The following is a 12,188-nucleotide window of genomic DNA, read 5'->3' on the forward strand; positions in this document are numbered from 1 at the left end:
GGTATGCGTCGATGACCCGCAGGCTTACTGCGGAATGCTCGGCCCACAGAGCCAGGGCGCTCGCCCCTGCTTTCCCGAATCGGGCCAGCGGCCCCGACAATGGGGTAATCAGGACGGCGCGAGCTGCCACACCCTCAACTTAAACAGTGGCCGGCGCCGTCACGGGTGATCGGTCACGCTCCGCGGCCTTCACAAGTCCTCAAGGGACGAGCTGGACCGCGCGGCGCATGACAACGACCCGTCAGGATGCCCACGGGCCCACGCCGCCGACTTTTTCGATCGTGATGTGAGTCAGGTATCCGGGCGGTGCGTCGGGCGGCGGGAAGCCGGTGCCGGGGCCGAAGATAGTCGTGGCGATCTCGTCGAGCAGTTCGGGAGCGCCGCCCTCCTCGATGCGCGCCGTGCCCTTGATCGACAGATAAGGTGTCTGCGGTCCGCTGCGGTCGGTGGACACGATGGTCACCGCCACACGGGGATCACGCCGGATGTTGCGGATCTTCAGATGCTCCTGCAGATGGGCGGTGACCAGTTCATCATTGCCGTCGGGCGTGCTCTGCAGCACCATCCAAACGAGGCTTATTTGCGGGCTGCCGTCGCGGTTGACCGTGACCAGCGTTGCCGGATCGGAACCGATGAGTTGGCGCGCGGTGTCGTCGAGTTTCATTTCTGCTCCTGGCTTCTAGCGGGGTTTCTGCTGTCTGCGGCTCGCTAAACGAGTCGTCGTGGAGATAGAGGCGGCGAGTGGCTGCAAGTCATCGGTGACAACCCGACCAAGCAGCCCCGCATTGTGTGCCGGCGGGCTTGGGCGATGAGTTTGGTAACCATCCAGGCTCTGTAGTGCTGGGAGGTGTGTGGTGAGGAGAGCCGCGGTGGTGCAGTACTCCACGACCAACCAGGGCGCGCAACGTAACCGCGAGCTGATTGAGGACGTGCTGATAGAACTGGCTGCCCGAGATCCCAAGGGAGTCCAGTACCAGGTCTTGATGCTCGACGATGGAATCGGATTCATGCATATCGTCGCGTTCGACGGTACCGAAGACCCATTCGGGGACTGCGACGCTTATCGCGAATTTCACCGGGAACTCGCCCAGCGCCTGGCGACAAAGCCGGTCGTGACGCGTGCGGTGTTGATTGGCTCCTACCACGGCCGCGCCCCGGCGAAATAGTGCGCTGATCTCGCGCCGGGGCGATGAGTTTCGACCGGTGAGCGCCTCTCTAATACTGAGGAAAGGAGTCAGCATGAAAATCATGCAAACCGCGTCGCGCGAGGAGTGGTTGGCGGGGCGCCTGGACCTTCTGGTCAAGGAGAAGGCCGCCAGCCGGCAGCTCGCCGAACTGGCCGAGCAGCGCGGGGCGCTTCCCGCGGTAGCCGTGGACAAGGACTATGTCCTCGAGGGTCCTGACGGCGAGGTAGCGCTTATCGACTTGTTCGAGGGCCGCAGCCAGTTGATCATCTACCACTTCATGTGGCTGCACGACATCGATGAGGGCTGTCCGAGTTGCTCGTTCGCCGTCGACAACATGCCCGATCCGGTCCATCTGAACGAGGGCGCCGACACCACACTGGCGTTGGTGTCGCGCGTGCCCCACGCACGACTCAGCGAGTTCAAGGCTCGCATGGGATGGCGGCTGCCGTGGTACTCGTCAAACGGCAGCGACTTCAATTACGACTTCCACGTCAGCAACGACGAGTCGATCGCACCCGTCGAATACAACTACAAAGACAAGGCCACCCTGATGCGCGAGGGGCTGGAGTACGTGGCCACCAACGGTTCCGACGGACAGGGCGTCAGCGTCTTCGTCCAGGAAGACGGCAAAGTCTTGCACACCTATTCGGCCTACGGTCTCGGCGCTGATGTCATGCTGAGCACCTATCGGTTCCTCGACCTGACCCCGCGGGGCCGGCAGCGCTACATCAACGAATGGCCGTGGCACGACACGTATGGGGCACCGGATCGTCATGAGCATCACCATTGATCGTGGGGGCGAGGACTTCGCACGCCTGGCCGAGCCGTTTCGAGGTGAGCTGGTCGCCTACGGCTACCGCATGCTCGGCTCGGTCGACGACGCCGAAGAAGTCGTGCAGGACGTCTACTTGGACGCGTGGCGGGCCTACGATCGGTTCGAAGGCCGCTCGTCCCTGCGCACCTGGTTGTATGCCATCGCCACCCGGGCATTCGTGAAAGCCATCGAGCGCCGCAAACGTCGCCCCCTGCCGTCGGACCTGCATGCGCCGGCCACCGACCCCACCGCGCGCCCCCTAGCCGGTGATCCGGGCTTGACCTGGCTACAGCCCGCGCCCGATTCGCTGCTGGCCGGCACGACTTCCGACCCGGGCACCGTCGTGGCCTCGCGCGAAACCATGCGCCTGGCCTTCGTGGCTGTGCTGCAGTACCTTCCGCCGCGGCAGCGGGCGGTGCTGATTCTGCGGGACGTATTGGGTTGGTCCGCAGCCGAAGTCGCGGCGCTGCTGGATCTGAGCGTGGCGGCGGTGAACAGTGCGTTGCAGCGGGCCCGCTCGCATCTACCCGCAGACAGCGACTCGTTGGCGCAGCCGTCCGAGCCGAGGCAGCGTGAACTGCTTGACCGGTATGTGGCCGCATTTCAAAACGCCGACGTTGACGGGTTGGTCGCAGTACTGACCGAGGACGCGATCTTCGAAATGCCGCCGTTCCTCACATGGTTTCAGGGCAGCGCGGCGATCGGTGGATTCCTTGGTGCGCGGATGCGCGCGTTCGGCAGCACTCCGGTCATCCGTACCACGGCCAATGGGCAACCGGCAGTGGCCCTGTACCCGACGGCTGCCCCTGGCCAGCATCGCCTGCATGCCCTGCATGTGCTCACGCTCGAGTCGCGGGGAGTCGGTCGCGTCGTGTCGTTCCAGGACGTCGATGCGTTGCGGCACTTTGATCTTCCGCACCTGCTGCCGACTGAGCCAATAACGAGCTGACGCAAAAGGATTGGCACCCAACAAAATTTGTGCCAACACCCGGTGCTTGTGCACAGCGTCTTTGATCCGGGGTCGGCGGGAAGTGGAAGACGCTAGTGCCGCAGCTTGTTGAACTGTACCTCGACGTGTAGGGCGCTAGCGGCAGTTCGGTAGCTTTCGACCACACCCTCGAGCCGTGCACGGGAGCCGTCGAAGCAAGCCCAGTCAAAGACGGCTTGACATACGTGGTCGGCCAGACTGCGCAAGATGCCGTCCCGAGGAGGGTTGTCGATGACTCTGATCGCGGCCGTGCAGAGCATCCCTTTGTCGACGTTATCCCCCCGCATTGCCCGCCGAGCCAGTGTCACCAGATCGCGGGTATGTCCGCCCTCGAAATCCATCTATACCTCTTGCCTCGTAAGAAGGTTCTAGTGCGTTCAAGTTCTTCGTCACGCCCGAGTACGAGGAAGCACTAGATCAGCCGAGTCGTAAAGCTAGTCAACAATCAGTACGTGCCGGCCACGTTCTGGTAACAGACATACATCGGTCTCGACCGAAATCGTCATTCGCTGAAGATGGTTCCGATCGCCCAACCAAACTAGCGCCCAAACCGCTTCACTGGCTATTCGGTTAGGCCGACTCACCGATGAAGCGCCTGTGCAATTCCTCTGTGAGGACGTGGATTTGGCGGGTCAGCTCGGTGTTGGCTTTAAGCTCGAGGTCCTGAGCTTCAAAGTCGTGGTCGGCTTTGGCCTGCTGGAAGGCCGCTTGGCGATTTTGGCCGATCATGACGAACGTCGACAGGAAGATCGCTTCAAGTGAAACCACCAGAGTCAGGGTCACCCTGATGGCGTGCTCGTCACCGACCTCATCACATCGGCAGCCTGCGATTAAACGTGCGGTCGGCTGCTGGCTAACCGCCGCGCTGACGCACTCATATACCGCGGGCAGAATTTGCGGTGCGGCCGCGTTGCGCTATGTACGCGCGATAAGACGGAGGGAGACGCGGGTGAAGATTCGCTTCGGAGTCAGCCTGGGTGTGAACACCGCCCCAGGACAGCTCGCCGGCATCATCGATCACCTCGAAAACAGCGGGGTCGACTCGCTGTGGTTTTCCGAGCTGGTCTACACCCCTGCGGTGGATCCCATGGTGGGCATGGCCTACGCACTGGCTAGAACAACCCGATTGAAGGTGGGGACCTCAGTCGCGGTGCTTCCAGGGCGGCATCCGGTGCTGGTGGCTAAACAATTGGCGTCGCTGGCGGCCCTTGCGCCCAAGCGCGTTCTGCCCGTCTTCGGATTGCGGTCGGCAATTGCGACCGAGCGCGAGCTGTTTGTAGTCCCCGACGGCGAGCGCGCCGCGGTATTCGACGAGTCGCTGCAGTTGCTGCGGTCGGCGTTGGTGGAGGATTCGGCCAGCTACTCCGGTCGGTATTTCACGGTTAATGACGCGGCGATCATGCCCCGACCGGTGCCTCCGCTCGACATCTGGTTGGGTGGCTCGGCGCCGGCGGCATTTCGGCGCATAGGTGCCTTCGGCGATGGCTGGCTGGGTAGTTTCCTTACGCCAACCGAGACGCGGGCAGGGCGCGAAGCGATCGAACATGCTGCGGCGCACGCGGGCCGACATATCGAACCCGACCACTTCGGAATTTCGTTGGCCGTCGCCGACGGTGAGGTGCCGGCAGAGTTAGGCATGGCGGTCCGCCGGCGTCGTCCAGATCTGGATCCCGGCGAGCTGATCGCTGCGGACTGGGATCAGCTGCATCGCCAACTAGACGCCTACCTGGATGCCGGTTTGACGAAATTCGTCATTCGGCCCGCCGGTAGCCAGTCATTGGATGACTTCATCGATCGATTCGTCGCCGAGCTGGCCGATCGACAGAACTGACCGAACGATAACCCGTTGTACCGCGGGCATGCGCTTTCGCTGGCTATATTCGAAGTTTGCTGTCCAGTTGCGGGTGCAGTTGGCCAATGCGCTACGTGACCGCGGCGAACTGAACTGAGTGAATGTGACGGTGCGGTGATCTTTACGTGGCTGGGCTTCGCTGGAGGGCTCTTCGTCGTGACGAGCACCCTGCTCAGTGTTGTGGGCACTCTTGTGGTGCCACGGGGTGTCAATTCCCCGATATCGCGCGCCGTCGACCGAGCCTTGGACGCTGGGTTTTTGCAACTGACCAGGCGGGTGCGGTCGTACGAGCGCCGTGACCGCATCCTCGCGTGGCAATCGCCACTGTCGTTGCTGATACGACTTGCGGTATGGCTCGGCCTCCTCGTTGCCGGCTTCGCCCTGCTGCTGTTGCCGAGCCTGGACGGGCACCTCGCAGCTGCCTTTACTCACGCTGGATCGTCGATGTTCACCCTCGGTTACGCCGCCCCCACCGGTACCGGCAGCACGACGCTCGAATACCTGGCGGCGTTCACCGGGCTCGTCGTTATCGGCTTGCAGGTCGGCTACCTGCCGACTTTATACGCCGCGTTTAACCGGCGTGAGACCGAAGTCAGCCTCCTTAGCTCGCGTGCCGGCACCCCACCGTGGGGGCCCGAGATTCTGGCCCGCACTCGTTGGGGGATCGAGGACGATGTCATACCGGCTCTCCTCGAGGAATTGTTCGTCGCGTGGGAACGGTGGGCCGCCGAGGTCGCCGAATCCCACACCACATACCTGACATTGGCGAGGCTCCGCTCACCGCGGCCGCCGACGCACTGGCTGATCGCGCTGATCGCGGTGATGGATGCCGCTGCCCTGCATTTGGCGCTGGCCCCGTCGCGAGAACCCAAACTTTCCCCGCGGCTTTCGCTTCGGATGGGCTTCGTGGCGTTACAGCAGATCGCAACAGTCATGGGGCTGCCGGTACCCGACGATCCTGACCCCGATGGGCCGGTCACGGTGTCCTTCGACGAATTCAGATCCGCTACCGCGATGCTGCGCGAAGTCGGGTACCCGATCGAGCAGACTGATGATGAGGCCTGGCCGCATTTTCGTGGCTGGCGCGCCAACTACGACGCGGTCGCAATGCTGATGGCCCGCGAACTCGACGCGCCGCCGGCTCTGTGGACCGGGTCGCGGCGATGGCCGTCGACGCCGATCCTGCCGCTGCGGCCTCCCGCCAGAGTCGCACGAGACGCCCGACGACGGCGAAAATAGTCGGCTGCGATTCGATAAGCTAAGGAGCACAACGGATAACGGTATCGAGAACGGACAGTGCCATGGCCACCTTGGTATCAGTGAACGTTGGTCTGCCGAAGGATGTGGCGTGGAACGGCCGCACGGTCTACACCGGTGTCTGGAAACAGCCGGTGGTGGGGCCACGCATGGTCCGCCGGCTCAACGTGGACGGTGACGGCCAAGGCGACTTGGACGGGCACGGTGGGGAAAACCGCGCGGTGCTGGTGTATCAGCTTGATTCCTACCGGTATTGGTCGGACAAACTGCATCGCGACGACCTGCAACCCGGCCATTTCGGCGAGAATTTCACCGTCGAGGGTTTGCCGGACGACGAGGTGTGCATCGGAGATCGATACCGGATCGGGCAGGCCACCTTCGAAGTCAGCCAACCACGTGTCACCTGCTACCGGGTCGGCCTGCGGCTGGCGGAGCCAAAGATGGCCGCGCTGCTGGTATCCCACCACCGCCCCGGGTTCTATTTCCGCGTCATCACCGAAGGACAAATCGAAGCCGGGCAACAGATCGTCAAAGTCGGCTCAGGGCCCGAGCAGGTCACCGTAGCCGAAATCGACGCGCTGCTTTACCTTCCCGGCCATCCCCGCGACGCCCTGGAACGTGCCCTCCGTATCCCGGCGTTGAGCGGAGGGTGGAAGGGACCCCTGCAGAACCTGCTCACCCAGGCGGATGACACATCCACATCGGCGGGCAACACCGGCCTGACGGCCGCCGCCAGTAGCCCCCCACCCGCTTGGGCAGGATTCCGCTCCCTTGAGGTGACGGCAACCCACGATGAAAGCCGAACGGTTCGCTCGATCACGTTGGCCGATCCGGACGGCGCACCGCTGCCGCCATGGCGGCCCGGCCAGTCTGTTGTAGTGCGGCTGTCACGCGAGGACACCCACGAGACATTGATCAGAAACTACTCGGTGTCCAACGGGGCCGGAGCCGGGAAGTACAGGATCAGCGTCAAGCGCGAAACCGGTGGCGCTGCAAGCAGTTACATTCACTCCCACGTGAAGGTCGGCGACATCATCGAGGTTGCTGCACCGCGAGGCGCGTTCTTCCTCACCGACGCCGAAACACCGGTCATCCTGATATCCGCGGGTGTTGGGGTCACGCCGGTGCTGTCCATGCTGCACACGCTGGCCGCGACCGAATCACCCCGGCAGGTCTGGTGGCTGCACGCAGCCCGGGACCAGACGCAGCAGCCCTTCGCTGTCGAAAGCGGAGCATTGCTGAACCAGCTCAGCGACATCCATATTCGCGTCTTTTACAGTCGACCCGAACCAGCAGGCCAACTCCCGGCCAACGCCGAGCATGGCCGCTTGTCCGCAGCGGTGATTGCCCGACTCGGGCTTCCCCGCACCAGCGACGTGTATCTGTGCGGGCCCGCAAGCTTCATGGACGACATCAGTGCGGGACTCCTGGAGCTGGGCTTTGAGCACGCCCAGATTCACACTGAAGTCTTTGGCGCCACAGCCGCACTCACGCCAGGCATCGCCGCGGCGACGGTCCCGCCGCATCTACCGGTCGGGCCGCGCGGACCGGGACCGCAGGTGCAGTTCGCCCGCAGCGGCATAACGGCACCATTCGGTCCGCCCGCCACCACCCTGCTCGAGTTCGCCGAAGCGTGTGACGTTCCGGCGCAGTGGTCGTGCCGCACCGGCGTGTGCCACAACTGCGAGACGGCGCTGATCTCGGGAACCGTCGACTACACCCTCGAACCTCTGGAACCGCCTGCGCCGGGCAACATCCTGTTGTGCTGTAGCCAACCGGCCGAACCAGTAGTCGTCGAGCTGTAGCAAACTTGTTGCGAAACAACAGATTTCAGGAACGTGCGAATTCGCAAAATCCGTTGTTTTCAACGCGGGGCCTCACGATATGTCTTCACCACAGACGTATCGGTTGATGAAGTCCAGGCCTTCATCCGTGACCTCGTACGTGTACTGGGTTGGTTTACCCCGTTGGGCCCCTACGGGCGCTAGTTCAACACGTTTCAAAAGCCCGTCGTTGACCGCGTGCAGGAGGAGGATCTCGAAGCCCGGCTCGACGACGAAGGATCTTCGGTCGGTCTCGGCAATCTGATCGAACACCCGGCGCTCGAACTCAGAGTAGCGGCTGTTCAAGATCGCGAGATTGCGCTTATACCCGCGGATCGACTGCCGATCGATTTCTTTCTTTTGGCACTTCTCGCATAACGCGATGAGGTTCGCGAACGACTCGTCGTCGCTCTCTGACTCAGGCAGGATGTGAGCTGTCTCGGTCGTTGGGTGCCGACAGGTGGGGATGGCACATCTATGGCCCGCCTCGACCAGCGCCATTCTTTTTCGGGCCATGAGCACACCTGCGAACGCACCAGGGCCGAAACTTCGCCGGGCCGGCCACACTCCGCTAACCGTCATGGGCGCGCTCCACATTTTCGCGAAACGATGGATCGTCCAGGCCACAACGCACACCGCTATCACCAACACCCCGTAGTGCAGCGCCATGCGCCACCAGGGTCGGGTGGGGTCCTCCTGAGCGGCCACCACCGATGGAGCCGCCTGTGCCGCACCGGGTGTGGCGGCTAGCACCAAGAACGGTGCGAGCGTCATGGCGGCTGCCGCCGCCGCGATAACCTTGCCCATTCGGCTCTGGCCGATCAGCGTCGGCAGCAGGTAACGTTCGAACGCCATCTCGCCCCTGGCCTTTCCCACGTCCTCACCTGGTCGGACATGCTAGGCACCTACCAGCTAAAAATACTCCAATCGGGGTGGCGGTGGACGACCGCGGCACCGTCGACGTCACCGACACCTCTTGATTAGAGAAATTACGGGTGATAACGGCTCTTGACGCCGTCAAGACGCGAAAACAAACCAGTAGGTAATTTACCGAGACTGAATCGGAACGAGACGGAACGAACATGCAGGTAAATCGGCATATGCCTGGTCAAGGCGGGGGTTCGTGCCCCTTTAGCGACACAATCTTGGTTGATGACGCCCTTATCGCGCGGGTACCGGACGGGAACGCACCAGCGTTGGCCACCAGAACCACTTCCCGAGGATGCTCAGGATGCACGGCACGACGAACGAACGCACGATCAGCGTGTCGAGCAGCAGGCCGATGCATACGGTCGAACCCAACTGACCGATGGTTCTGAGATCGCTGGAAAGCATCGCCAGCATGGTGAACGCGAACACCAAACCCGCGGACGTCACCACACCACCCGTGCTTCCGAGCGCGCGGATGAGACCGGTGTGCAACCCGGCGTGAAGCTCCTCTTTGACTCGGGCGATCAACAGTAAGTTGTAGTCCGAACCCACCGCCACCAGGATGATGAACGTGAGCGGCAATATCAACCAGTGCAGGTGCAGGCCGATGAGGTGCTGCCAGAGGAGCACGGAGAGCCCGAACGCCCCGGCGTACGAGAACGCCACCGTGCCGGGGATGACCAAGGCGGCCATCAGACTTCGCGTGAGGAACAACATGATCAAGAAGATCAGCACGAAGGCGGCGACCGCCACGATGAGCAGATCGGATGTGGCGTATTCCTTGATGTCTTTATCGGTCGCACCCGAGCCGCCGATATAAACTTTCGCGCCGGCCAACGAGGTCTCTTTCAAGATCGTGGTTATCGCATCGGGGAATGCGTTGACATGCTCCACGCCTTCGGGGCCCATGGCGTCCCCCTCGTGGGTGACGATGAACCGAGCGGCCTTGCCGTCCGGCGACATCAGGAGCTTCATACCAGTCTTGACGTCTTCGTTGTCAAAACCTTCATGGGGGATGTAGAAGAAGTCATCGCTCTTGGACTGGTCGAAGTCGAGCCCCACATTGACCTGGTCGTAGTATGTCTGGTCGGTCTGTGTGGACTGCAGGGCCGACTGGCCGTAGGTGCTGTTTAAAAGAGCCGCTAAAGCCTCCGAGTCGTCGGCCGTCAGTTTCAGCTGCGTGATTATTTGCGGCACGATCCTGTCTATGGCCTCGAGCGAGATTGTGGTGTCTTTGATATCAGCGGCCAAGTGGTCGATGTTGTCGAGTGTATCGAATAGCGATCGAAATGCCCAGCACATGGGAACGTCGAAACAATGGCGCTCCCAATAGAAATAGCTCTTGACCGGACGGAAGAAATCGTCGAAATTTGAGATTTCCTCATTCATCTCATCGGTGACCCGTTGCAGATCCTCGACGGTGAGAACCGTCTTGTGCAGCTCATCTGACAAGTTCTGGAAGTAGTCGATCTCTTTCCGCGTGACCGCGACGGTGTGCGTCGTGATCTGTGCCTGCTGGTCGGTATTTGTGTTTTGCTGCACGTTGAACGGGAGCTGTTGACCGCTAGCGCTGCCTTGCGTGGTGGTCAAGTAGGGAATGGTGGCATGTTCCAATGCTCGGCCCATGGGCCTGGTGATGCTTTGCACCTCCGCGACGCCGGGAAGGCGAATGAGACTCCTGGCCACGCGGTCCAACGAGATGAAATCGGCCGAGTTTCGCATGTCATGATCTGTCTCGACCATCAGCATCTCGGAGAACAGTTTGCTCTTCGTGAAGTGCCGATCCGCCGCCTGGAAACCCAGATTGGAAGGGGAATCTTTTGGCTGGTATTGGCGGTCGTCGTAGTTCTGCCGATACGTCGGCACGAAGATCGCCCCCAGCATGACGGCAGCGGCACTGGCCGCGAGGATCGGCACCGGCCAGCGCACCACGCTCGTTCCGATCCGCCGATAAAGCAGCGCCTTAACCTTCCCTCTCGGGTCCATGAGCCCGAAAAGGCTGCCCAACGTCAACAGGGCCGGGCCCAGCGTCAGCGCGGCGGCGATGGTAAACAGCATGGTGATGGCGACGGCGGGCCCCATCGTGTGGAAGTAGTTGAGTCGCGCGAAAGTCAAGCAGTAACACGCCCCCGCGATCGTCAGCCCCGAGCCAATGATGATCGGTGCGACCCCCCGATACGCGGTGTAAAACGCTTCCTCCTTGCTTTCGCCGGCTTGTCGCGCCTCGTGATAGCGGCCCATCAAGAAGATGCCGTAGTCCGTCCCCGCTCCCAGGGTCAGCGCGACGACGATGTTTACCGCGAATGACGAGAGCTCGAGGTATCCGAGATGGCCCAGGGTTGAAATGACTCCCTTCGCGACCAGCAGCTCGAACAGAACGCCGTACATGGGCACCGCCAGGGTGGAAACGCGGCGATACACCAAGAACAACATCCCGAAGATGAGGATGATCGTCACGATCGTGATGTTGTTCAAGCTCGAATTGGCAATAGTCAGCGTGTCCGAGGCCAGCGGAGCCGCGCCGCTGACATAGACCTTGAGCCCGGGCGGCGGCGTGTCCTTGGCGACGGTATCCCGAATAGCACCCACCGACTGATTCGCCTGCATTTGGCCGATATCGCCCGCGAGACGCAACAGCACGTACGTGGCCTTGCCGTCGACGCTCTGCGCCCCCGCCGCGGTGATCGGCTTTCCCCACAGATCCATGACGTACTGCACATGCTTGGTGTCTTGCTTCAGCCGGCGCATCAACTCGTCGTAATACTTATGATCCCCGTCGCCCAACGGTCGGTCGGCTTCGAACACGACCATAGCCAAGCTGGTCGAATTGGACTCGCGGAACTTCTCGCCGATCCGCAGCAGCGCCCGCTGCGACGGCGCGTAGTGCGGGACCTGCGGCCCCGCGAGTTCTTCTGCGACTCTCTCTACCTGCGGCATGAAGGTGTTCGTCGAGATCGCCAAAAGCCCCCAAAAGACGATGATCGGTATCGCCAAAGCACGAACCGTCCTGGCGACGAAAGGCCGTTTCGCCCCAGTCTCGTTCGCCCGATGCTCGCTCACGCGGATTTCACTAGGCAGAAGACGTGCGCATCCTGATGCGTGTCGGATTGTTCAGCGCCGGGGGCGCCGGGGGGGACAACGCCGTTCACCAGTATCCGGCAGCCGACTCGACCGCCACCGTGAACTTGCGCCGAGATGCTGGCGGACACCACGGTGAGCGTGGTCGTCTCCGTGTGCGACCACGGCAACGTCGTGAGATTAACTCGATGCGGATGCCCGTTGACGTCGGCCCAGACGAGCATCCCCCCCTCCCCGATGGAGCCGGACAACTCATACG

At 62.2% G+C, this 12,188-nt stretch carries 12 protein-coding genes; 6 read left to right on the forward strand and 6 right to left on the reverse strand.

Annotation, left to right across the window (positions count from 1 at the left end; genetic code table 11):
- Window positions 1-241: 241 nt before the first annotated feature.
- Window positions 242-664, reverse strand: a complete 423-nt coding sequence (locus WAN71_RS09415) for a TIGR03618 family F420-dependent PPOX class oxidoreductase (protein WP_422225074.1) — start codon at window positions 662-664, stop codon at window positions 242-244.
- Window positions 665-854: 190 nt separating this feature from the next.
- Between WAN71_RS09415 and WAN71_RS09420 the strand changes: the two genes are divergently transcribed.
- The 3 genes from WAN71_RS09420 (at window position 855) to WAN71_RS09430 (ending at window position 2,950) form a co-directional block, all read left to right on the forward strand.
- Window positions 855-1,166, forward strand: a complete 312-nt coding sequence (locus WAN71_RS09420; RefSeq protein ID WP_422225075.1) for a hypothetical protein — start codon at window positions 855-857, stop codon at window positions 1,164-1,166.
- Between the two features lie 73 nt (window positions 1,167-1,239).
- Window positions 1,240-1,977, forward strand: a complete 738-nt coding sequence (locus WAN71_RS09425; protein ID WP_422225076.1) for a DUF899 domain-containing protein — start codon at window positions 1,240-1,242, stop codon at window positions 1,975-1,977.
- Window positions 1,961-2,950 (forward strand): sigma-70 family RNA polymerase sigma factor, encoded by a 990-nt coding sequence (locus tag WAN71_RS09430; RefSeq protein ID WP_422225077.1) that lies wholly within the window; start codon window positions 1,961-1,963, stop codon window positions 2,948-2,950. The genes WAN71_RS09425 and WAN71_RS09430 overlap by 17 nt, the downstream gene beginning before the upstream one ends.
- Window positions 2,951-3,042: 92 nt before the next feature.
- On the opposite strand, the gene WAN71_RS09435 is transcribed toward WAN71_RS09430, so the two are convergent.
- Complete coding sequence (locus WAN71_RS09435; RefSeq protein ID WP_422225078.1) at window positions 3,043-3,330, reverse strand: hypothetical protein; 288 nt, start codon at window positions 3,328-3,330, stop codon at window positions 3,043-3,045.
- Between the two features lie 229 nt (window positions 3,331-3,559).
- Window positions 3,560-3,772: a DUF1003 domain-containing protein gene (locus WAN71_RS09440; RefSeq protein WP_422225079.1), complete on the reverse strand. Its 213-nt coding sequence runs from the start codon at window positions 3,770-3,772 to the stop codon at window positions 3,560-3,562.
- A gap of 166 nt (window positions 3,773-3,938) precedes the next feature.
- On the opposite strand from WAN71_RS09440, the gene WAN71_RS09445 reads away from it, so the two are divergent.
- The 3 genes from WAN71_RS09445 to WAN71_RS09455 all read left to right on the forward strand — a co-directional run bounded on the left by WAN71_RS09445 (window position 3,939) and on the right by WAN71_RS09455 (window position 7,903).
- A complete protein-coding gene (locus WAN71_RS09445) occupies window positions 3,939-4,820 on the forward strand; it encodes a TIGR03854 family LLM class F420-dependent oxidoreductase (RefSeq protein ID WP_422225080.1) in 882 nt (293 codons plus the stop codon).
- A 135-nt stretch (window positions 4,821-4,955) separates the two neighbouring features.
- Window positions 4,956-6,080: a hypothetical protein gene (locus WAN71_RS09450; RefSeq protein WP_422225081.1), complete on the forward strand. Its 1,125-nt coding sequence runs from the start codon at window positions 4,956-4,958 to the stop codon at window positions 6,078-6,080.
- 62 nt (window positions 6,081-6,142) lie between these two features.
- Window positions 6,143-7,903 (forward strand): MOSC domain-containing protein, encoded by a 1,761-nt coding sequence (locus WAN71_RS09455; protein WP_422225082.1) that lies wholly within the window; start codon window positions 6,143-6,145, stop codon window positions 7,901-7,903.
- Window positions 7,904-7,975: 72 nt separating this feature from the next.
- Here WAN71_RS09455 and WAN71_RS09460 read toward each other — a convergent pair whose 3' ends face one another.
- The 3 genes from WAN71_RS09460 to WAN71_RS09470 all read right to left on the reverse strand — a co-directional run.
- Window positions 7,976-8,776 (reverse strand): hypothetical protein, encoded by an 801-nt coding sequence (locus WAN71_RS09460; RefSeq protein WP_422225083.1) that lies wholly within the window; start codon window positions 8,774-8,776, stop codon window positions 7,976-7,978.
- A gap of 306 nt (window positions 8,777-9,082) precedes the next feature.
- A complete protein-coding gene (locus tag WAN71_RS09465; protein WP_422225084.1) occupies window positions 9,083-11,911 on the reverse strand; it encodes an RND family transporter in 2,829 nt (942 codons plus the stop codon).
- The coding region (locus WAN71_RS09470) for an MmpS family transport accessory protein (RefSeq protein WP_422225085.1) at window positions 11,908-12,188 on the reverse strand (281 nt) is incomplete at its 5' end. The genes WAN71_RS09465 and WAN71_RS09470, both read right to left, overlap by 4 nt.

This window comes from Mycobacterium sp., from assembly GCF_049280035.1.
Taxonomy (GTDB): Bacteria; Actinomycetota; Actinomycetes; order Mycobacteriales; family Mycobacteriaceae; genus Mycobacterium.